This is a genomic window from Aestuariivita sp., from assembly GCF_021404545.1.
Classification (GTDB): domain Bacteria; phylum Pseudomonadota; class Alphaproteobacteria; order Rhodobacterales; family Rhodobacteraceae; genus Aestuariivita.
The window spans coordinates 1-19,324 of record NZ_JAAWWD010000050.1; the positions used below are offsets into that span (position 1 = coordinate 1).

Sequence of the window (19,324 nt, forward strand, 5' to 3'; positions counted from 1 at the left end):
CATCTGTCGCCGCGTTGGGGGATAAAGGGGGCGTGTCCCTCCAGTAATTTTTTGTCAAAAAGTCCCTGGCGGTAAAAGATGGGCCAGCCTTCGGGGTTTATGGCGAGAAGGTGCTGGTGCCAGAACTGACCCCCGGCACTGTGGTCATTCTGGATAACCTCGCTACTCACAAGAATGCAACTGCTGCCAAAGCGATGCGAGATGCCGGATGCTGGTTCCTGTTCCTACCGCCGTATTCCCCCGGTCTGAACCCAATCGAAATGACATTCTCTAGGCTAAAGGCACACCTCGGGCGTATCGGTGCGCGGACATTCAACGAGATGTTCGGCGCCATCACCGAAGTCTGCAATCTCGACTCGCCTCAAGAGTGCTGGAACTACTTCAAGGCTGCCGGATATGTCTCAAGTTAAAGACGGGACACCCCTAGCGTGGGTGGCATCATCTGGACAGAATACTCGGCCTGATTTGCAGTCATGAACGCGAAGAGCTCTGTCACCCGGCAGTCGTTCGCTTGCGAACGATGAGAGGGCGCGATGTCACGTCGTTTTGTGCAAACCAGGCGTCGTCCATTGGGCTCGGACCAATGGCGCCATCAATGGACAACCCTTTGACAAGATGTCTCGCTCCTGTCGGAGTTGCTTGACCTCGCGGCGAAGCTGATGCAGCTCGTCACGGTCTTCGCGGGTCAGGCTGCTTGGGTCGTTGCCATCATCGGTAGCGGCCTGCCTGACCCACTCGTGGATCGTCGCGGCGCAAGGCTCATACTCCCGCGCCAGACGTTCAACACTGCGCTCGGCTCGCACCAGCGCGACCATCTGCTCGCTGAATTCCGCAGCGTACCGGTTCCGTGTTCGCGGCGTAAAAAACACTCTCCTTCATCAAGTGAAAAGTGTCCATCAGTCCGGGGGAAATACAGCTCCAGGCAGTACCTGCTAAACCACCTGCTGGTCCCGACGGAGCACCGCGTCCTGCAAGACTGGTCAAAAATGATCCCCATGCCATACCTAAAATCCCCCTATTTAGTTAGTTTTGATTCCAATTCTTCTGCAAAGCGTGACGCAGAAAAACCGTATGTCCGCAAAGGGGGCCGGGCGGATCACTGGGGTCGGGGTCGCACTAGCCTGCCGGTGTATAGGTCGCATCCAGACGACCGCGCAGGTAATCGGCGCCGCTGATGGCAGCGTATTTCGGCGCACCGGTTCCGGGCAGCGCTTCGATGACCGCATCCGGGTTAGGGTCTAGGAAGAACGCCACAGATTGCCGCGCGCGTTTGGGCGGCAGCACACGATGTGGGGTCGACGCGTAAATGTCATTGGTCCAGCGCATCAGGCAATCGCCGATATTGACGATGAAAGCGCCCTCTACATGGGGCACAAAGGTCCAGTCGCCGCCGCGCGGGCGCACTTGCAGCCCGGCCTCTCCATCCGTCATCAGAAGTGTGATCGAACCATAATCGGTATGTGCCCCGGCCCCGATCTCTCCCTCAGCGCCAGTGCCCGGCGGATAGCTGAGCAGGCGCAAAGTCGCCATCGGCGCATCGAAATAGCGCTCGAAATAGCGCGGCGGCAGCTTCAGATCCCGCGCGAACGCCTGATGCAGGGACCGCCCTAGTGACCAGACGCCTTCATAATATTCCAGCATGGCCTTTCGAAATCCGGGGATCTCAGGCCAGACATTCACACCCCGGAACGGCTCGGCGGCCACAACACTTGGATCGTCGGCTGACAAATCATATCCGATGTTAAAGGCCTGTTTGCGATCCAATTGGCCAGACGTGTCATCCAAAGACTCGGTCCCTTCGGCGGCCCAACCCCGATTGTGCGGGTTCTTGAGGATCGAGAGAGGCGCCTTTTGCGCGTCCGGCAGGGCGAAAAACCTCTGTCCTTGCGCAAAGACCGTGCGGATCAGGTCCGGGTCGACCCCATGCCCGGTGAGCAGGAAGAAGCCGGGGTCACGGCAGGCCACCCCAAGCGCGCCGGAAAACGCCTCGGGTGTGGCGGCATAGTCGCGCCAATCGAGGATCGGGATCATTGCGGTACCTCCTGTCGTGCCACCGGCCCGCCCGTCAGACGATCCACCTTGGCACCGACCCTGCTCAGATGGGCAGCGCGGCTGTCGGGGGTTGAGCTGTCCATCAGGTAATGCGCGGCAAAGATCCGTTTGCACCGCCGCGCACAGAGCAGATGCACACCCCGCAGAATCGTGCGCCGACCAGGCGCCCCGATCAGCCGCGTAAGCCACCAACTGGCGCCACAGGTCGTAAACACCGCCAGCCGGGTGATATGGCCCAGACCCGGTCGGATGTCAGCGTTCTGTGCATCCGGCATCAGGAAGGCCACCCCAGGCACCAATACCCGGTCAAGCCAGCCTTTGAGCATCGCAGGCAGGCCGTACCACCAGGTTGGATAGACAAAGATCAGCGTGTCGCACCAGATCAGATCCTCCAGCTCGACCGCGACGAGCTGGCGGTTGCGCGTTTCATCCTCGTAATCGCGATGCTCGGGCCCGCCCATCACCGGATCGAACCCCATGGCGTAAAGATCCTGCACGCGCGTCTCGGCCCCTGCCGCCGCCAGCCGGTCCAGCACGACGTCGCGCACCGCGGCGGTAAAGCTCTCGGACCGCGGGTGGCAATATATCACAAGCGCCCGCATCAGAGCCTGCCCAGCTGTTGCGCGACCAGGCGACGGAAATTGCGGCGCTCGATCTCGGTGGCGCGGTTCATGTCGTAAAGCGCCATGTACCGCGTGCGCGCGCCCGGGTGCAGCACCGCTCGGATATGACGGGTAACCGACTTGCGCGGCGGGTCACCGCACATTAAGGCGCGCATGCGGGTGCCGCCATAGGTGGTCACGGCCGCCAACCGTTTGATATTATGCAATTTCGGTTGAAGCAGGCCGTCCTGAAGGACAAAAGACACGCCCGGTAGGAAAACCCGGTCGATGAAGCCTTTGAGAATCGCCGGATATCCGAAATTCCACACCGGAAAGACCATCACCAATGCCTCCGCCGCCTGTAAACGCACCGTATAGTCGGCAACCGGGGCGGTGTTGCTGTCCTGATCATGATACGCGCGCCGTTCGGATGCCGTCATGACCGGATCGAACCCGTCCTTGTAAAGGTCGAGGGCATCGACCTCCCATCCCGCGCCGGTAAGCGCCTCGCAAGTTGTCTCATAAAGGGCCTGGGAAAAGCTCTCTTCGCAGGGATGTGCGAACAGAACCAGCGCCCGGCTCATTCGGCGGCCTGCATCTTGGGATAGGCATACATACCGCTGTAGTCCCAGTCGGGATCGTCCCAGGCGATCATCTTGCCGGGGTTCAGCAGGCCCTTGGGATCGGCCTCCTGCTTGAAGCGCAATTGCCTGTCATCGACGGTCTGCCGCCCGCCTTCCTCCAGCGTATAGCGGTGGGGGTTAAAGATCATCGCGCCTGCGTCCTCATGCAGCCGGATGATCTCATCGAGCCGCTCTTCGCTCGTGAATTTCACCAGAGAGAGGCCCGCGAACATCACCTTGCCGCCCTCGCGCAGCACTTCGAGATGTTGCAGGACCTCGGGCGAGAACTCGGCGCGCATTTTCTCGATCAATGCACGGTGTTCAGGGTATCCATAGCGCACCTGCAAATAGGTGATCGACGGATCCACCTTCAGCGCGCGCAGCGTGGTGTGGTTCCAGCCATATTCAAACACACGGCCCGGGTTGCGATCCCAGTTGGTGTCCCCCGAGCGGTAGATGACCCGCGCACCCGCACGGCGCGCGGTGAAGGTGTCGAACCCGTCCATCGACTGCGGCGCCACCATCAGGGCGACCACATGCGTGCCTGGCGCAACATGCGGTTTGACTCGCTGGAAATAGTCATGCGCAATCGGCGCTTCGAACACCGTGGCCAGCTTGATCAGGATGCCGTCCTCATTGGCCAGTTCCTCGGCAAATTCCATGGCCGGGGTAAAATCGTCGAAGGCCACGAAAAGCTCGACCCAGTCATAGGCGGGGGCCAGCGGCATCTCGATTTCGGTGATGATGCCGTTGGTGCCATAGGCGTGGCTGACCCGCGCCAGCTCCTCGCCGCGGAACTCCAGCACGCGCGGCTCTTCTTCCATCGTCACCACGCGCAGGCGGATGATATTGCCCAGATCGCGCAGCGATCCCCAGGTGCACGAGCCGACCCCGCCCGATCCCCCGGCGATGAACCCGCCGATGGTGGCGGTGGCCCAGGTTGAGCTGAACATGCGGATCTCCTGGCCCGACTGCGCGATGCATTGCGCGTCGAGATCCTTGAGCAGACAGCCCGGCTCAACGATAACGCGGCCCGGATGAACCTCTTTCACGGCGGCCATATGGTGCAGGTGCATCACACATCCCCCTTCCAGCGGCATGGCTTGCCCGTAATTGCCGGTGCCCGCGCCCCGCGTGGTGACTGGCACATCATGAACGTAGCAGGTTTTCAGAACCTCGATCACCTCGGCCTCATTGCGGGGTGAGACGACGAAATCCGCCGTGACATGATCCAGACGGGATTTCAGAACGGGCGAGTACCAAAAGAAATCGCGGCTTTTGGCGCGGATCGCGCTGTCGCTCTCTTCGATATCGAGATGGGACAGGGCGGCTTTGGCGGCGGCGGTATCGGGGCTCATGCGGTCCTCATCAAATGGTCAAGCTCGGAATAGTCGGGCACGCTCCGGTCGATCTGCTGACCGGCGCGCAGCACGACGCGGTCCGATTGCGGGCGCGCGAAGAGCTCGGTCCAGGACCGGGCCTTGCAGATCACCAGATCGGCGGGCGCGCCGGGGTCCAGCGACGGCGGCGCAAAGCCACATGCGGCAGCCGGGTTCGACAGGAACGCCCGGCTCCAATCGGCATCGGAATGGTCCAGATGCCCGATGCGCGTCGCCTGGCGCATCACCTCGATCATGTCGAGATCGCCATAGGCGTAGAACGGATCGCGCGTGTTGTCGGAGGCGAAGGACACATTGATCCCCCGCGCCTTCATCTCATGCACCAAGGTGATCCCCCGCCCGCGCGGCGTGCGGCCGGATTGGCGGTCTTGCAGATAAAGATTGCACATCGGCAGCGAGACGATGTGCAGACCGGCCTTGGCCACCAGATCCAGCGTGTCCATCGCGCGCGCCTCATCCTGGGTGGACAGAGAGCAGCAATGGCCCACAACGATGGGCGCGTCGAACCGTTCCTCGATCGCGACCTCGGCAATGGCGCGCAGGGTCTCGGCCTGCGGGTCCATCGTCTCGTCGGCGTGGAAATCGGCGGAAAGGCCCCGGTCGGCGGCCAGTTGGAAGAAGCCGCGCAGCCGGTCGCGCAGATCGGCGATCGGGTAGGTCACCATGCCAAGGGTGCCTTTGTGTTCAGCCACCAGATCAGCCGTATGCGCGAAGGCGCCACTCAGATCCATCCGGTCGACCCCAATCAGGCAGGCCGCTTGCAGATCGATCCGGCCTGCCCAATCGGTACGCAACTCGGCAAAGATGGGCCAGCTGATATCGTCTTGCGGCGGAATGCTGTCCAGATGGGTGCGAATACCAGACGTGCCATAAGCGAATGCGCAACGCAGGCCGAACGCCATCCGCGTGCGTATGTCATCGGCTGACCAATTGGCGGCGCGATCCGTGCCCACCGTCTCCAGCGCGCCCTGAAAACTGCCATCTGGATTGGGCGCCCGGTCCCAGATATGGCCCTTGTCCAGATGGGTGTGCATGTCGGTAAAAGTGGGCAAAAGCATCGCACCGCCCATATCGACCGGCGTCCCGCCTTCGGCAACGATGCGGTCGCCATCCAGAGAGATCGAGATGCGCACCAGATCGTCGGACCGGTCCAGCAGCCAGCCCGGGACGGTCACGTTCTCCAGCCGGACCGGCACACGCGGAAGCGTCGTGAAATCCATCATCCCTCCCGCTTGAGCGCGCTCTCATGCCATTTGCGCAACAACAAATGACTGATGAAGCTGAGCCCGGCAAAGATTACGACACCGGTGACCGCGATCAAAATGAGGGCGGCAAACATGCGCGGGATGTTCAGCCTGTAGCCCGCCTCGAGAATGCGGAATGCAAGGCCCGAACCAATACCACCGGTCCCGGCCACGTATTCGGCGACCACCGCGCCAATCAGGCTGAGCCCGCCTGCGATCCGCAAACCGCCCAGGAAATAGGGCAGAGCCGACGGCAATTGCAAAAACCGCAGCGTTTGCCAGCGCGTCGCGCCATAGATACGAAATAGATCGCGCAGGTTGTGATCAGCCGAATTCAGACCCAGCGTCGTATTCGACAGCACCGGAAAGAACGCCACCAGCCAGGCACAGAGCAAAAGCCCAGCAATCCGGCTGTCGACATAGATAAAGATCAAGGGCGCGATCGCCACGATCGGGGTCACTTGCAAGATGACCGCATAGGGATAGAACGACATCTCCATCCAGCGGCTTTGGGTGAAGAGGACAGCCAGCCCGACCCCTCCAATCACAGCGACGGCCAAGGCCATCAGCGTGATCTGGAGCGTGACCAAAAGCGCATCAAAAAGGATTGGCCAGTCCGCAACCAGCGTGCTGAACACCAGGCCGGGTCCCGGCAGGATGTAATGCGGGATCTCGTTCCAGACGACCAGCCTGTCCCAAAAGAAAAGTGTGATGACCAGTACCACCACCGGCAATGTCCATTTGCCGATCTTGTCGATCTTGCGGGCGCGGCGGCGGCGCAGTTCTTCGTCATCGACATCTGAGACGGCGCTTGTGTTTTCCTCGACAATGCTCATGCGGCCTCGCCCTCCATCGCCTCGTGCAACGCATCGGATGCGGCGCGGCAATGGGCGGCATATTCGGGTGACGTGCGAAAATCCTCGTCCCGCGGATAGGGTGCATCCACAGTCAACTCCCGGATCACCCGACCCGGGCGCGCGGCCATGACAACGATCCGGTCCGACAGAAACACCGACTCAAACACCGAATGGGTGACAAAAATCACCGTGCAGCCGATCTTGTCCTTGAGCGCAAGAAGGTCGTTGTTGAGCCGAAACCGCGTGATCTCGTCCAGTGCGGCAAAAGGTTCGTCCATCAAGATCAGGCGCGGCTTGGTCACCATGGCCCGCGCGATGGAGACGCGCATTTTCATGCCTCCCGACAGCTCACGTGGGTATGCGTTCTGGAACCTCTCCAGCCCGACCAGTTTCAAGGCCTCAAGAATGTCATCCTTGACCGAGGCATAGGATTTGCCCCGCAAGCGGAATGGCAGCCATACGTTCTGTGCCACCGTCGCCCAGGGCATCAACGTGGGCTCCTGAAAGACCACGCCCAGGTCACCCGCCGCCTGCCCGCCCGACCAGGTGATGCGCCCCCGTGTGGGATGGATCAGATCGGCGATCAGGCGCAGCGCGGTGGATTTGCCGCATCCGGATGGCCCCAGCAGTGAGATAAAATCGCCGCCATTCACCGTCAGCGATAGCCCTTTGAGCGCAACCACCGTGCCGCCAAACACCTTGTCGACACCTTCGATCCGCAGGACTTCGGCGCGCGAACCAAGGGGCGCGGGGGAAATTGACATGCGCGGTGTCTCCTTCACGTCAACGGGGGCGGCCTGGCCCGGCCGCCCCGGTTCTGAGTGTCACGGGCCTCAATTGCCGGGCTTGAGATCCATGCCAACGCCCTGATTCACGAATTGGGTGGTATAGATCGAAGCGATGTCGATCCCTTCGGGCACCACGCCAGCCGCGACCATCTTGTCATAGAAATCCTGCACAATCTCGGGGTTGATCGCCATGATGCCTTTTTCCAGCGCATCGCCACTGTCCACGATACCCCAATCCAGCATTTTCTCGATGGCATAGTCCATCTTGTCATCCGACATATCGGGGTTGTCTGCCTTGATCAGGTCACGCGCCGCCGAGTTGTCGCCGTAGAGGAAATTGTACCAGCCCTTGGCCGACCCCTCGACAAAGCATTTCACAACTTCAGGGCGCTCTTCGATGGTGGCCGCCATGGTCTCGATCGTGGTGGCATAGGAGGAGAAACCCGCATCCGCGATAAGGAACACATCCGCCTCTATCCCCGCCTCGCTCAGAACCGCATAGGGCTCGGACGACAGATATCCCTGCATACCCTTGGACTCATCCGCGATGAACGGCGCGGGGTTGAAGGTGTAGGGTTCGCGCTGTTCGACAGTGAACCCGTATTCTGCGATCATCCACTGGTAATAGGATGTGAACCCATTGTCGCCGATCAACAGGGTGAGGTCCTTGAGATCCTCGAATGTCTCGGCCTTGCCGGGGTGGGCCAGGATCACCTGCGGGTGTTTCTGGAACGTTGCACCCACCATCACAACGGGGATGTTCTGCTCGGCCATGTTGAAGGCCTGAAGCATGTCGCCGCCCATATGGAAATCCATCCGCCCCGCCAGCATCAGCGCACGGTTGTTGACTTGTGGGCCGCCGGTCATGATCTCGACCTCAAGCCCACAGGCCTCATAGGTGCCATCGGCCACGGACTGATAGAACCCGCCATGCTCGGCCTGTGCCAGCCAGTTGGTGCCGAAAACGACCTTTGTGGTCTCGGCCTGCGCCAGCCCTGCGGTCACCGTCAGGGCGACGGCTGCGGCGATTGATCTGTTGAGGGACATTCCCACCTCCTTGCTATCATGATGCGCTACCAGATGTGTCAGCAGCGGCGCGCGACCAGAGCGTCAGCAAACAGCGTGGCGGATTCCCTCCCGGGCGCAAGCCCCGTCGCCCAAAAATCCGGCGCTTTTTTCATCCATGCCAAGAAAACGCGCAAGGTCACAGCAGTTGCAGCGGGGCCGCGATGTCAGGAGCGCCTCTCAGATCTCCCACGCCTGGCGGACTGCGCAGAAAGGAGCACGACCGCCTCAGCGGTCAAGACAGTGCGCGGTGCCTGTGCCGCCATCCCGCCTGATCTGGATGATAGGCGGATCAACGGGGGCGGCCCCTCAAATGGCAGGTAAGGAGATCAGATGATTGTCCCAGGCACAGGCATGTTGCACGTCCCAGCCCATGCCGTCGCGGTCGCGATAGAGGACCCGGCCAGTTCCTGCTGTCATCATGAACCCTTCATTCAGCCCAGCCACCCCGCAGACATCGGGCAATCGGTGTTCCTGAAACGCACCCTTGCCAAAGATCTGGCAAACGCCTCCCCGAGGGGAGGTCACTGCAATGGCATGGCCCACCGGTGCGATGGCGACACTGCCTGCATAGCCGCGCATTTCGGCCCGCGATTGGGCGCCCGCGTCGAACAGCCCACTTTGACCGCCGCGATGATGCAGGCCCAGAACGGGCGGCCGGGCGGCGCTGTCGCCCTGCCATTGCATGGCAAATGCCACACGCCCATCCGATCCCACGGCAAGATGACGGATCGAGTGCCGACGATACAGCTCTCCCAGATCCAATTGATCCGCCACCTGGCCCAGCGCATCGAGATAGCTCAGATTAGACCGCATCGCGTGCAGGTTCAGCTTGGTCCGACCGGTATCGGGATGGGTTTCGATCCCGCCATTGGCCACAACCAGGGTCTGTCCATCCGGCATCAGACGAATGTCGTGCGGGCCGACGCCGCCCGACGGGACCTCGCCCATACGGGCATAGCCCCGCGAGACGTCCCAGATGCCAACCATACCGCGCGCCGCGTCATAGTCGTTCTCGGTCGTGTAGAGCAGTGTGCCATCACCCGAAAACACGCCGTGACCATAAAAGTGCCGCCCATCGGGAGCCGTCAGCCGGGCGCTCTCCCGCCGGTACACGCAGTTGACGACCACGGCAAAGGTGCCCGGACGGCGGGCAAAGGCCACCACCTCGGGCTGGATCGGGTGGCAGGCGGCCGCGTGGCCGCGACCCGGCAAGGCGCACTCAAAGACGATCTGGCCAGTGGTGGACAGACCGCAGAGCCCGAATGAGCCGTCCGCCCTGCGCGCTGCGGAGACAAACGCCGGACTGCCCGCATCGGCCCATGTCAGGGTGGGGACAAGCCCCGTCGCAAGCAGACCAGCGATGAAGGTTCTGCGATCCGTCACGATCAGTCCCCGTCCAGGGCGTTGAATCCAGCGGCGATGCCCAGGCGCGGCCCAAGATCCTGTGCCACTTTGCGGCGGATATCGTCGATGGCGCTTTGCAGCGCCTCGACCTCAAAACGCCCTTGCGGCGTGCTCACACCGGCAAAGACCGGATCGTCCATCCGCTCCGCCAGATCGAGCGCGCGCGCGAAGGCGGCATCAAGGTCCGGATCGCCGTCCGACAGCAGCGCCGTCAGGTCCCGCGTTGCAAGCAGGCTCAGCATCACATGGCGCAGCGACCGGCCCGAGCGGCGCGCCTCGGCACGCATCGGGCGGGGCCGCTCAAACGTGCCCATCGGACGGCCCAGCCGGGTCTGTGCGGTGAACTCCAACCCGGTCGATAGCGCGGTGAAGATCTGGCGGATGGCCTCATTTCGGTCGCGGAAGGTCTCGTTCGCACCGGCCTGTCGCATCAGGTCGGCGTAACCACCTTCCCATCCGGTCAGGATGGCCTGCGCATTGGCTGCGATATCCGCCGACATCACCTGAACGAGGCCACATCGATACGCGCCCTCTCCCGCCTGCACGAAAGCCGGGTCAAAGAGCATGAACTCCAGCGCATAGAAGCCACGCGCCGCGATCGAGACGGTCTGAAAACCGGCCAGCGTATCGGCCACGGGATCGCTCTGCACAATCAGGTCTCGTACCGCTCGGGGGGTTGCGCCGCGGCTGTCAGGCCAAAAGGCCAGGGCAAAGGCGCGGTCCTCGGTTTCGGACGGGCCAAACCGCAAATGGCTGACCCCGACCCAGGCATCGAACGCCGCGTGATAGGCCGTGCGAAGCCCGGGCGCATCAGGTCGGCAATCTTCCTGCGCTGCGCTGGCCAGCCCCTCGGCTTGGGCTGCCAGCGTCTGATAGCCGGGCATCACATGCCCATCGAGGATTGCAGAGATATCGGATGTCTCGGCCGAGGCCGGGACCACACCCAAAACCAAAAGAGCGGCAAGGCGCCTCAACATCTCAGAGGCTTTCAAGAAAGCGGATCAGTGCCGCGCGATCCTCGGGCGGCATCTCGACCACCGTATCGCGCTGGGCCTGCGCCTCGCCACCATGCCAAAGCACGGCCTCAAGCAGCGATCGCGCCCGACCGTCATGCAGAAAAAAGGTATGGCCCGACACCTGCTGCGTCAGCCCTATCCCCCAGAGCGGCGGGGTCCGCCATTCACGCCCTGTTGCCCGCGCTTCGGGGCGGTCATCGGCCAGACCTGGCCCCATATCGTGCAACAGCATATCGGTATAGGGCCAGATCAGCTGAAAGCTCTGTTCGGGCTGACCCTCCAATCGGTGGGTCACGAAAGACGGCGTATGACATGCGACGCAGTTGGTGGTGTAGAACACTTCCTTGCCACGCAAGACCTGTGGATCGCCCACATCACGCCGCGCGGGGACCGCCAGGTTGCGGCTGTAGAAGGTGACAAGATCAAGACCCACCTCATCAATCTCAAACCGCCTGAGATCCCCGTCACCATGAGGGGCCGCGCGGCATGACGTCTGCTCTTGGGTGCATTCGCCCCAAGGCGCCGGAAAAAGCGGGTTCGAAATGCCGATATCCCCGGCAAAGGCTCCGGCGCTCTGATGTCGAACCGTGGGCGTCCCGGCCTTGAGCCCGAACCGGCCCAACATGGGCTGGTCGTACTCCACCGACCACACAATATTGGCCCGGCCCGAGATGCCGTCACCATCCAAATCGTCCGGATCGGCGCCTGCAAGGATATCCGCCGCTGGTATCGCCTCCAAAAGCCCTAGACCGATCATCTGAGGTGCGATGCGCGGGCTGAGCATCGCCTGCGGATGCAGCGGACCATAACCAAGCTCGGCGGCGGTATAGGTGGGCTGGCGCAGCCACGTGACCTCTCCGCCTGAAAGCGGCACCTCGATCTCTTCATAGTCGATGCGCAGCTCATATTCGGCCGCATGGCCCGCAAGACTGAAATCCTGAAGCTGCGTGCCATAGGTGGGGTCAGGACGGGTGGGCAGGTAATCCGCGATCCCGGCCACCGCATCCTCCGGCGTGCCAGGAATGGACACCCTCAGAAACATCGAGATTGCGTTGTCGTCCGGTCCCTGGGGCGGATGCCCGCGCCCGTCCTTGAGATGGCAGCGCTGACAGGAGCGCGCGTTAAACAGCGGGCCCAGACCGTCGGACGCGAGCGTAGAGGACGGCGACGACACCCAAAGCTTGCGGAAAAGACCGTTGCCAACCTTGAAGTCCAGCTCATCCTCAAAGGCAATATTGCCCGAGGGTTGTGAAAAGGCGTTCGCATCCGGCGTGACCCGGACGGTCGCGGCTCCTGCTGACATCTCCTCGAACCGTTGCGGGGCGTCGAAGGAGGTTGCAGGCGCGGTGACGGCGGCGACCCGTGCCGCCTCCTCCGCCGTTCTGGGCACGATGTTGAGATGCGGCTCCTGCAATGGATCGGCTAAGCCGACCGACCCTGTCAGAAGGACCAAAGCGAGACCGCGCCAGGTTTTGTAGCATATCGACCGCACCGTCCTCACCATAGTATTCACCCTCCCCTTTGCACATCCAAACGCCCTGTCGCGCCGATGTCAGCTTCCCAATGTCCACACCAGGTTCACACCCAGCACCTGATCGGTCACCCCGGCATCGTCGACATGCGCGAGCGCACCGCCGATCACCAGACCATCCATCACCTCATAGTCCGCGCCGATCGAGATCAGATCGGTCACGCCCGCCATGTCCAGATCGCGCCGCGCATAGGTGCCCGACAAGGTCACCTGTCCGAGGCCGTAGGCTGCGTTCAATGTGGCAAATGTCGCATCCTCAGCCCCGCCGCCAAAATTCTGAAACGCCGCCAGCTCGGCAAAAAGATCGATCCCGGTATCCAGGGAATGGCCGACCCCTGCGACAACCCCTGTCTCATCATCCACATCTCCCGCCCCTTCGGACAAGAAACGCGCGCCGACGTGATAGTAGGTGTCGCCCAGCTCCTGGGTCCATTGCACCGCGAAATTATCAAACTGGCCGGTGTTTCCGGCGCCGCCTGCGGCGCTGTCGTTGCGGCCCCGGTCAAACCCGATGGACCTGCTGAGGTTGGTTTCATCGGCATAGAACACACCGAATGACAAGGTTCCGGTCTCGCCCACCGCGATATCGGCCAGAAGGCTGATCTGTTCGACCAGTTCATAGTCTTCTGCCAGCGCATCGCCGAAGTATCCGGCGGCATTGTCCCAGGCCGTGCCAAAGACAGGCGCCGTCTTCCCCAAGGTGAAGGTAGCCGGACCTGCGCCGAACCGGACGCCTAACTCCTCTGCGTAAAGGCCAAGATCGTCAAAGCTGCGGTCGGCAATCGGATCGGTAACCGATTCACCAACAAGCGTCGAAAAAAGCGCGAGCCCGTTGGCGAACGTATAGGTGGCTCCGAAGGTGACCGTTGCAAAGGTATCGCGGATTTCATTGGCCGGGTTGTCGGACTCGTATGTCTGTTCGTTGCCGAGCTCCAGCTCCAGCTCCCATGTGAACCCGGTGTCCTGTGCATAAGCGCGACCGGAAACCGCGATGAGGGAAAGCGCCGCCAGAGCGCGTATGGATCCATTCGTCATGACGTCTCTTTTTGTCTGTGGTGCAGTCTGGCGGCGGCTGGTGATGCAGGTTTGTTTGGTTTGGTTTACTCAAAGACGGCGCTGGGGTTATCGAGGCTGTCTGACCCCTCGAACTCGATCGCGTCGGCGCCCAGAACCGCGACCACCCGTTCGATGCTCCGGGTCTGGTCGATCAATCCCTCTACGCCTCCCATGATCAGCGCTTCTCCGGCGGTGTTGCCGCGCTCAAGCATCATGTCATAGGCAAAGCCCGCCTCGGCCGCTGTCTTGATCCGGCCCAGCGCCATGACCGTGGTCGAGAGCGCGCCGCGCATCTCGGTATCCAGCGCCGGATCGGTGGCCGTGACCAGATCCGACAGGGACGGACCCGAAACCAGCGTGCCATCGATCCGGACATATTCGCCAAGATAGACGTTCTGAATACCAATACCGTTATAGTAATGGCTGTTGTGGGTATTGTCGGAAAAGCAATCATGCTCCTCCTCGGGATCGTTCAGCATCAGGCCCAGGCGCATCCGCTCGCCTGCCTGCTCGCCATATGAGAGGGAGCCCATACCGGTCAGGATTGCGGCAATGCCGGCCGTCTCATCCGTCATCAGCTGTGCCCGCGCGGCCCCACCATCGACCCATTGCGCCGCCATCCAGTCAAGATCGCTGACCAGCAGATCGGTGGCCGCACGCAGGTACTCGGCCCGCCGGTCGCAGTTACCGCCGGTGCAAGCCGCGCCAGGCGCATAATCGGTCCAGGGCCGACCGCCCGCGCCGGGGCCATGCCCGTTCAGATCCTGCCCCCAGAGCAGAAACTCGACCGCGTGATAGCCAGTAGCGACATTGGCCTCGATCCCATCCGCCTCATGCAGCGTCTCGGCCAGGAGCACGGGCGTGATCTGTGCCGCGTCGACGGGGTCGCCAGAGAGCGCAAAACTGGCATTGGCAACCACGTTGAGTACCGAAAACGCATTCTCGTCAGACGGCCCGCCATAGGAGGCATCCACATAGTCGATAAGCCCTTCATCCAGCGGCCAGGCGTTCACCTTGCCCTCCCAGTCGTCGACGATCGCATTGCCAAAGCGATAAACCTCGGATTGCTGATAGGGGACCCGCGCCGCGATCCACGCCGCCTTGGCGGCTTGAAGGGCCTCGGCGGACGGGGTCGCGATCAGCGTATTGACCGCGTCTTGCAGCGCGCGTGCAGAGATCAGGCTGTCCTCGAACTTGGCCGCAGCAATATCGGCATAGGTGTCCAGAACATCCGATTTGGCAGGCTCGGCCTGCACAGCGGCGACCGAGCCGAGGCCGACGGCCAATGCGCAAGGCAATAGAACTCTTGATTGCATGTTGAACTGTCCTTTTAGTGCAACGTCGTTGTTTTTGGTCTTTCTATCGATGAATCCCGGGGCACCGCCGCCATCTGCCGCAACGCCAGACCCAGATCACAGGCCAGATCGGCGATGCAGAGCGCCAGATCGGGCCGCACGATCAGGGTCGCCATCAGCATGGCATCCTCGCGCGCGCCATCTGCGGCAGCCGCCACGAAATTGGCAAAACACGCCTCATCCGCGCCCAGGCATTTGCACGTCACATGGTGGCGCATCAGCGGGCGCCTGCCATGCTGCGCACAGATCTGGCACAGCTCTTCAAGCGTATGCAGCGCGGACCGACCCCGGTGCGGACCCAAGGCCGATGCGAAATCATTCCAGACCTGCTGTTGCGTCTCGGCGCCGGAAAACCAGAGCCTGAGATAGAGCACGGCGCGGGCCTCGACCGGGCCAAGCTCGCTGACATATCCGACAGGAACAGCGCCACGTTGGGACATGGTCTGGGTCATTTCGTCAGGATCAGCTTGCCGGATTTGGTGATCCGAAGCCGGTAGATCTGGTCACCCAGGATGATCTCAGCCAGATCGCCGCCCCGGACCAGGTCGGTGGCGTCGTAGCGTGGCAGAGCCGGGACGCTGTGTGCGGGCAACCGCTGGGGAATTTGCGCAGTCATCGGTGCGCCTCCCAACGCTGTGCCGCATGATCCAGCAGCCATTCCAGGCTCAGCACTTCTGGGGCGCGACCGGTGTCGGTCAGCCCCCAAAGCTCGGACCGGCACGGGCTGGGTTCGGTCTTTGGCTCAGGCAGAGGGTATGTATGTTGATATGGGTATTGCATCTGGTGACCTCCGGAAATGGGGCCGGGCTTCCCCACTTGTGCCGTCGGGGTGGCTAGACGCCTAAAAGCTGACTGAAACAGTCAACCATGTCAACCTGAGTCGTTTAGTCAGGAATTGACCGAAAGGCTGATCTCGCCTGAGCCAAGAATCCCCGATGGCAGAGCATGGAACCGCGCCGCGCCCCATGGCAGCCAACCCTGTTACAGGCTTGGAAAACCACGTCTGAACCACGTTCAAGACGGCTCCTTGAGTGCCCCGAAGCCTATTCCGCCGGCGCGCCCCGATAGCCGCCGGTCGGATATCAGTTGCGCTGGTTCGGACATTTCGCCGCGCCCGATGGCCGCACTGCGCAAACGGCGGATCAATCCGGGACCTGCGCCCGGTCTGACAGCTCCGCAAGATCGACCAAGGATGAACGTGCCGCGCCGTACGATGCGTCAATGCATCCGATGCACCGCAGACGACATGCGTTGGCACTAACGGCTCAACCGCTCCAGCGCGCGACCGTTTGACCAGGTGCCATGCAAAGTGCCGTCCGACATCAGAACATAGACAACCGGATGGGTGTCGCCCCAGTCGACCGACAGGACGCGACCGTCAAACGTGCCCTGCCCGGAGTAGGACTGGGCACCCACCTGCCAGGCGATCTGTACCACGCCGCCCTGCTGCGCAATCACCGCCTGACCGCTATAGGTGCTGCCATCGGGGTTGCGCCCTTCTGCCCGGTAGGTGCCTGTCAGGTCCCTCAGGGTCTGCGCCTTCGCCCCGCTGTCGGCCGCGATGATCAGCGCGGCGAGGCCCGCTCCAACTGTGGCGCGCCTTGTCCATTTGCCTGTCATGCCGTATGCCCCTCTCAATGGCGTGAGCGTTCATTCTCCCCGGACCGCACCGCTCTTGTCACGCATTTTTCGATGGCATCATCTTGCTGGCAGGGTCCGGTCGATGCGCTATCTGTGCAATATGGCCGATAGTCAGACCCCTCCCGCCGCTGATACACGCGTGCTCTATAATGCCGATTGCCCGGTGTGCAGTTTTGAGATCAACCACTATGCGACCTACGCGCAAAAACGTGCACTGCCGCTAAGGTTCGAGGACCTCAATGACAGTGACATGGATGACTGGGGGCTGACCCGGGATCAGGCGGCGCGCAGGCTTTATGTCCTGAAGGACGGACAGATGGTATCGGGGATACCGGCCTTTCTGGTGCTCTGGCAGGACATGCCGCGTTATCGGGTGCTGGCGCGGATCGTCGGATTGCCGGGGATGAGGCTCCTGGCCTGCGCGGTCTATGATTACGTGTTGGCGCCGCTGATCTATCGCTGGCATCTTCGCCGTCAAGCGCGCCGCAACGCCTTGAGCTGAGCGGTGTGGACGCAAAACGGCGGAGGCTCCGTCGCGGTTGGGCTTTGGGCCAGCCAATCGGCACAACGATCAGCACATCCCGCAGCCTCGCATCGCGCGACCATCTCGGCATACTGGTCGGGGCTCAGCGCCGCTCTGGCCATCGCTCCGCTCAGGTTCACGCCCGCGACACGGGCAACAGATCGGGTCAGCCAGAAATGCGCGTCCACCCCGTCCAGCACCGCCATCTCAGGCCTCGATATGCGCGCGGCGCAACTCTTCAAAGCGGGCGCGGTTCAGGCAGGTCGTGGGCGCGCACGGCTCGTGGTCATGCCGGGCCAGCCAACGGTCGCATTGCGGCGCCCAGGAGCAACCACGGCATGTCTGAACGATGTCCGCCCAGTCTTTTTGCGTGAGCTGCCCATCGGCATACGCCCGGCCGAGATCCACATCAGCCGCCCGCCCCATACGTTGGGCCAGCCAGACATGATCCATAAGGGGACCCAGGGGTTTCATGCCTGCCCCCCCTCCACCGCAAGCGCTTTGAGCAAGTCGGTGTTGCGGCAATAGCCCGGCGGCATGGCCCCCGGCTGTGCCGTGTCCAGCCAGCCCGCGCAATGCCCAGGATCGGAACAGCCCGCGCAACGCAGCACCGCGTCGGCCAGCGCATCGAACTCCATGCGACCCTCAAGAACGGCCTCCTCAAGATCAACCCCAACCGTTTGGGCCATCCGGTCCACCAAGCCTGCGTGATGTTTCAAATCTGATCGGTCGTACATGGCACGTGCTCCCTGAGATGCGGATAGCATGGATCATAGGAGCGTGGCTGGGACCCGCTTTGATCAAGGTCAAGATGCGTGTCGCAGGCGCGATTGGGACAAAGTCTGGATTTCCCCACCTGACGGCGCAGCGACCCGCATCTAAGCTGTGGCGTATTGAACGTCATTTCTTTGGTCGGTTTTCAGACACTTTATTTCAAGGCAGGTACTTCACATGGCACATCTTTATCTCGATCTCGGTGTGGCCGATGTGATCGGCTTGTTGGGTTTCTCCCTCTATATGCTGAACTACACCTCGCTTTCGCTGCGCTGGGTCTCGGGTGACAGCGTCCAGTACCTGGCGATGAACATGGCGGCGGCGACCTGCGTGCTGGTGGGGTTGACGACCCAATTCAACCTGCCATCGGCCATGATCCAGGTGTTCTGGATCGTGCTGTCGGTCTTTGGTATCGTTTTGCGCCTGCGCAACCGGGCTTCACACCGGCGCGCGGCAGAGCGCGCGCAAACCCGGTCAAACGCCCTGACAGCATCGCCCTGAGCCGGCGCCGCCCTACCCGCCGATCCGGGCCAGCGTATTGCGCACGGCCGTCGCCCGCTGGGCATTGGGTGGGTGCGTGCCCAAGAACCGGTTGCCGGGATCGGGAATGCGGGCAAAGAATTCCGCCCCGCGCAACACGTCATAGCCCGCCCGATGGGCGATAATGGTGCCCAGTTCATCGGCCTCCAACTCGAACTCCTTGGAATAGCTGCGCGCGCCCACCACCGCGCCCAGTTCCTGCGCCTGGCGAATATCGGCGCCGGTGCCACCGGTGACCGAGGCCAGCCCGGCAAAAATCAGCGCGCCCGCGGCCGCGTTGCGCTGTTGCCGGTCGAGATGGCCCAGGATGTGATGCGCCGCCTCATGCCCCATCACAAAAGCCAACTCGTCAGTGTTGCGCGCATCCGCGATCAGCGCGAGCGTAAAAGCCAGAACCGGGCGCCCGGTTTCATCGCGGGTCTGAAACGCATTTGGGGGCTGGTTGGGACGGTCATCGACCAGGATCAGAAAATCGCAATTGGCCCCCTGGGTGCGCCGTCGACACTCACGTTCTGCAACAGGCTCGACCGTCTCGACCACGCTGACAAAGCCGCGCGCGGCGGCGCCGGGGCTCAGCCTTGGCTCGGTCGTCGTGCTGCCTGTAGTTGCCGGAGCCGACGGGGGTGCGGCCACATCGCACGCCGCCACGGCAAGGGCCGCCACAACGGCGGCGCATCGCAGAACCCAGGGCATCGCATCTCCTTTTCATGTCAGCTTCATGTCAGCCGATTTGGATAAATTAGCATAAAGCGTCCCGCCGAAAACCTATGAGGATTCCCTTTAAGCTTGATCTGTATTACCATGATTTGGGGGGAGGCACACATACAAACAAATATACAAAAAGGCGTGT

At 62.1% G+C, this 19,324-nt stretch carries 25 protein-coding genes; 3 read left to right on the forward strand and 22 right to left on the reverse strand.

Going from position 1 to position 19,324, the window contains the following annotated elements:
- Positions 1–116: 116 nt before the first annotated feature.
- Positions 117–410 carry a transposase gene (locus HEP69_RS17000; RefSeq protein ID WP_290559714.1) on the forward strand — a complete coding sequence of 98 codons (294 nt, stop codon included), beginning with the start codon at positions 117–119 and terminating at the stop codon, positions 408–410.
- Between the two features lie 126 nt (positions 411–536).
- Here HEP69_RS17000 and HEP69_RS17005 read toward each other — a convergent pair whose 3' ends face one another.
- The 18 genes from HEP69_RS17005 to HEP69_RS17090 all read right to left on the reverse strand — a co-directional run bounded on the left by HEP69_RS17005 (position 537) and on the right by HEP69_RS17090 (position 16,616).
- Entirely contained in the window at positions 537–869 is a 333-nt protein-coding gene (locus tag HEP69_RS17005; protein ID WP_290559715.1) for a transposase, read from the reverse strand.
- A gap of 247 nt (positions 870–1,116) precedes the next feature.
- Positions 1,117–2,031 carry a 2-oxoglutarate and iron-dependent oxygenase domain-containing protein gene (locus tag HEP69_RS17010; RefSeq protein WP_290559716.1) on the reverse strand — a complete coding sequence of 305 codons (915 nt, stop codon included), beginning with the start codon at positions 2,029–2,031 and terminating at the stop codon, positions 1,117–1,119.
- Positions 2,028–2,654: an NAD(P)H-dependent oxidoreductase gene (locus tag HEP69_RS17015; protein WP_290559717.1), complete on the reverse strand. Its 627-nt coding sequence runs from the start codon at positions 2,652–2,654 to the stop codon at positions 2,028–2,030. Before HEP69_RS17015 ends, HEP69_RS17010 begins: the two co-directional genes overlap by 4 nt.
- Complete coding sequence (locus HEP69_RS17020; protein WP_290559718.1) at positions 2,654–3,238, reverse strand: NAD(P)H-dependent oxidoreductase; 585 nt, start codon at positions 3,236–3,238, stop codon at positions 2,654–2,656. Before HEP69_RS17020 ends, HEP69_RS17015 begins: the two co-directional genes overlap by 1 nt.
- Entirely contained in the window at positions 3,235–4,635 is a 1,401-nt protein-coding gene (locus HEP69_RS17025; protein ID WP_290559719.1) for an FAD-binding oxidoreductase, read from the reverse strand. Before HEP69_RS17025 ends, HEP69_RS17020 begins: the two co-directional genes overlap by 4 nt.
- Complete coding sequence (locus HEP69_RS17030; protein ID WP_290559720.1) at positions 4,632–5,897, reverse strand: cytosine deaminase; 1,266 nt, start codon at positions 5,895–5,897, stop codon at positions 4,632–4,634. Before HEP69_RS17030 ends, HEP69_RS17025 begins: the two co-directional genes overlap by 4 nt.
- Positions 5,897–6,757: an ABC transporter permease gene (locus HEP69_RS17035; protein WP_290559721.1), complete on the reverse strand. Its 861-nt coding sequence runs from the start codon at positions 6,755–6,757 to the stop codon at positions 5,897–5,899. The genes HEP69_RS17030 and HEP69_RS17035 overlap by 1 nt, the downstream gene beginning before the upstream one ends.
- Positions 6,754–7,542 carry an ABC transporter ATP-binding protein gene (locus HEP69_RS17040; RefSeq protein WP_290559722.1) on the reverse strand — a complete coding sequence of 263 codons (789 nt, stop codon included), beginning with the start codon at positions 7,540–7,542 and terminating at the stop codon, positions 6,754–6,756. Before HEP69_RS17040 ends, HEP69_RS17035 begins: the two co-directional genes overlap by 4 nt.
- A gap of 69 nt (positions 7,543–7,611) precedes the next feature.
- Positions 7,612–8,613: an ABC transporter substrate-binding protein gene (locus tag HEP69_RS17045; protein WP_290559723.1), complete on the reverse strand. Its 1,002-nt coding sequence runs from the start codon at positions 8,611–8,613 to the stop codon at positions 7,612–7,614.
- Between the two features lie 327 nt (positions 8,614–8,940).
- Entirely contained in the window at positions 8,941–10,017 is a 1,077-nt protein-coding gene (locus HEP69_RS17050; RefSeq protein WP_290559724.1) for a DUF1513 domain-containing protein, read from the reverse strand.
- Between the two features lie 2 nt (positions 10,018–10,019).
- The gene (locus HEP69_RS17055) at positions 10,020–11,015 is read right to left on the reverse strand and encodes an imelysin family protein (RefSeq protein ID WP_290559725.1); all 996 of its coding nucleotides are present in this window, start codon (positions 11,013–11,015) and stop codon (positions 10,020–10,022) included.
- A gap of 1 nt (position 11,016) precedes the next feature.
- A complete protein-coding gene (locus HEP69_RS17060) occupies positions 11,017–12,558 on the reverse strand; it encodes a di-heme oxidoredictase family protein (RefSeq protein ID WP_290559726.1) in 1,542 nt (513 codons plus the stop codon).
- 48 nt (positions 12,559–12,606) lie between these two features.
- The gene (locus HEP69_RS17065; RefSeq protein ID WP_290559727.1) at positions 12,607–13,620 is read right to left on the reverse strand and encodes a hypothetical protein; all 1,014 of its coding nucleotides are present in this window, start codon (positions 13,618–13,620) and stop codon (positions 12,607–12,609) included.
- A 65-nt stretch (positions 13,621–13,685) separates the two neighbouring features.
- Entirely contained in the window at positions 13,686–14,957 is a 1,272-nt protein-coding gene (locus HEP69_RS17070) for an imelysin family protein (RefSeq protein ID WP_290559728.1), read from the reverse strand.
- Positions 14,958–14,971: 14 nt separating this feature from the next.
- Complete coding sequence (locus tag HEP69_RS17075) at positions 14,972–15,436, reverse strand: hypothetical protein (RefSeq protein ID WP_290559729.1); 465 nt, start codon at positions 15,434–15,436, stop codon at positions 14,972–14,974.
- A gap of 8 nt (positions 15,437–15,444) precedes the next feature.
- Positions 15,445–15,612 carry a hemin uptake protein HemP gene (locus HEP69_RS17080; RefSeq protein WP_290559730.1) on the reverse strand — a complete coding sequence of 56 codons (168 nt, stop codon included), beginning with the start codon at positions 15,610–15,612 and terminating at the stop codon, positions 15,445–15,447.
- Positions 15,609–15,776, reverse strand: a complete 168-nt coding sequence (locus tag HEP69_RS17085; protein ID WP_290559731.1) for a hypothetical protein — start codon at positions 15,774–15,776, stop codon at positions 15,609–15,611. The genes HEP69_RS17080 and HEP69_RS17085 overlap by 4 nt, the downstream gene beginning before the upstream one ends.
- A 477-nt stretch (positions 15,777–16,253) precedes the next feature.
- Complete coding sequence (locus tag HEP69_RS17090) at positions 16,254–16,616, reverse strand: hypothetical protein (protein WP_290559732.1); 363 nt, start codon at positions 16,614–16,616, stop codon at positions 16,254–16,256.
- A gap of 103 nt (positions 16,617–16,719) precedes the next feature.
- Between HEP69_RS17090 and HEP69_RS17095 the strand changes: the two genes are divergently transcribed.
- Entirely contained in the window at positions 16,720–17,139 is a 420-nt protein-coding gene (locus HEP69_RS17095; RefSeq protein WP_290559733.1) for a DUF393 domain-containing protein, read from the forward strand.
- Here the strand turns inward: HEP69_RS17095 and HEP69_RS17100 are convergent.
- From HEP69_RS17100 to HEP69_RS17110, 3 genes are read right to left on the reverse strand one after another with little or no spacing between them, the layout of a single operon-like run.
- Positions 17,112–17,366, reverse strand: a complete 255-nt coding sequence (locus HEP69_RS17100; RefSeq protein WP_290559734.1) for a DUF6455 family protein — start codon at positions 17,364–17,366, stop codon at positions 17,112–17,114. The two genes, HEP69_RS17095 and HEP69_RS17100, sit on opposite strands and share 28 nt — an antisense overlap.
- Before the next feature lies 1 nt (position 17,367).
- On the reverse strand, positions 17,368–17,634 hold the full coding sequence (locus HEP69_RS17105) for a DUF6455 family protein (RefSeq protein ID WP_290559735.1): 267 nt from the start codon (positions 17,632–17,634) through the stop codon (positions 17,368–17,370).
- Complete coding sequence (locus HEP69_RS17110; RefSeq protein ID WP_290559736.1) at positions 17,631–17,897, reverse strand: DUF6455 family protein; 267 nt, start codon at positions 17,895–17,897, stop codon at positions 17,631–17,633. Before HEP69_RS17110 ends, HEP69_RS17105 begins: the two co-directional genes overlap by 4 nt.
- 214 nt (positions 17,898–18,111) lie before the next feature.
- On the opposite strand from HEP69_RS17110, the gene HEP69_RS17115 reads away from it, so the two are divergent.
- Positions 18,112–18,435, forward strand: coding sequence for a hypothetical protein (locus tag HEP69_RS17115; protein WP_290559737.1), 324 nt, complete (start codon positions 18,112–18,114; stop codon positions 18,433–18,435).
- Between the two features lie 12 nt (positions 18,436–18,447).
- On the opposite strand, the gene HEP69_RS17120 is transcribed toward HEP69_RS17115, so the two are convergent.
- Positions 18,448–19,167 (reverse strand): M48 family metalloprotease, encoded by a 720-nt coding sequence (locus tag HEP69_RS17120; RefSeq protein WP_290559738.1) that lies wholly within the window; start codon positions 19,165–19,167, stop codon positions 18,448–18,450.
- Between the last annotated feature and the right edge of the window lie 157 nt (positions 19,168–19,324).

Excerpts from the sequence above, each read along its gene's own strand:
- HEP69_RS17010 (WP_290559716.1), bottom strand. The coding sequence starts at position 2,031 with ATGATCCCGATCCTCGATTGGCGCGACTATGCCGCCACACCCGAGGCG.
- HEP69_RS17015 (WP_290559717.1), bottom strand. The coding sequence starts at position 2,654 with ATGCGGGCGCTTGTGATATATTGCCACCCGCGGTCCGAGAGCTTTACC.
- HEP69_RS17020 (WP_290559718.1), bottom strand. The coding sequence starts at position 3,238 with ATGAGCCGGGCGCTGGTTCTGTTCGCACATCCCTGCGAAGAGAGCTTT.
- HEP69_RS17025 (WP_290559719.1), bottom strand. The coding sequence starts at position 4,635 with ATGAGCCCCGATACCGCCGCCGCCAAAGCCGCCCTGTCCCATCTCGAT.
- HEP69_RS17030 (WP_290559720.1), bottom strand. The coding sequence starts at position 5,897 with ATGGATTTCACGACGCTTCCGCGTGTGCCGGTCCGGCTGGAGAACGTG.
- HEP69_RS17035 (WP_290559721.1), bottom strand. The coding sequence starts at position 6,757 with ATGAGCATTGTCGAGGAAAACACAAGCGCCGTCTCAGATGTCGATGAC.
- HEP69_RS17040 (WP_290559722.1), bottom strand. The coding sequence starts at position 7,542 with ATGTCAATTTCCCCCGCGCCCCTTGGTTCGCGCGCCGAAGTCCTGCGG.
- HEP69_RS17045 (WP_290559723.1), bottom strand. The coding sequence starts at position 8,613 with ATGTCCCTCAACAGATCAATCGCCGCAGCCGTCGCCCTGACGGTGACC.
- HEP69_RS17055 (WP_290559725.1), bottom strand. The coding sequence starts at position 11,015 with ATGTTGAGGCGCCTTGCCGCTCTTTTGGTTTTGGGTGTGGTCCCGGCC.
- HEP69_RS17060 (WP_290559726.1), bottom strand. The coding sequence starts at position 12,558 with ATGGTGAGGACGGTGCGGTCGATATGCTACAAAACCTGGCGCGGTCTC.
- HEP69_RS17065 (WP_290559727.1), bottom strand. The coding sequence starts at position 13,620 with ATGACGAATGGATCCATACGCGCTCTGGCGGCGCTTTCCCTCATCGCG.
- HEP69_RS17070 (WP_290559728.1), bottom strand. The coding sequence starts at position 14,957 with ATGCAATCAAGAGTTCTATTGCCTTGCGCATTGGCCGTCGGCCTCGGC.
- HEP69_RS17075 (WP_290559729.1), bottom strand. The coding sequence starts at position 15,436 with ATGTCCCAACGTGGCGCTGTTCCTGTCGGATATGTCAGCGAGCTTGGC.
- HEP69_RS17080 (WP_290559730.1), bottom strand. The coding sequence starts at position 15,612 with ATGACTGCGCAAATTCCCCAGCGGTTGCCCGCACACAGCGTCCCGGCT.
- HEP69_RS17085 (WP_290559731.1), bottom strand. The coding sequence starts at position 15,776 with ATGCAATACCCATATCAACATACATACCCTCTGCCTGAGCCAAAGACC.
- HEP69_RS17090 (WP_290559732.1), bottom strand. The coding sequence starts at position 16,616 with ATGACAGGCAAATGGACAAGGCGCGCCACAGTTGGAGCGGGCCTCGCC.
- HEP69_RS17095 (WP_290559733.1), top strand. The coding sequence starts at position 16,720 with ATGCGCTATCTGTGCAATATGGCCGATAGTCAGACCCCTCCCGCCGCT.
- HEP69_RS17100 (WP_290559734.1), bottom strand. The coding sequence starts at position 17,366 with ATGGCGGTGCTGGACGGGGTGGACGCGCATTTCTGGCTGACCCGATCT.
- HEP69_RS17105 (WP_290559735.1), bottom strand. The coding sequence starts at position 17,634 with ATGAAACCCCTGGGTCCCCTTATGGATCATGTCTGGCTGGCCCAACGT.
- HEP69_RS17110 (WP_290559736.1), bottom strand. The coding sequence starts at position 17,897 with ATGTACGACCGATCAGATTTGAAACATCACGCAGGCTTGGTGGACCGG.
- HEP69_RS17115 (WP_290559737.1), top strand. The coding sequence starts at position 18,112 with ATGGCACATCTTTATCTCGATCTCGGTGTGGCCGATGTGATCGGCTTG.
- HEP69_RS17120 (WP_290559738.1), bottom strand. The coding sequence starts at position 19,167 with ATGCCCTGGGTTCTGCGATGCGCCGCCGTTGTGGCGGCCCTTGCCGTG.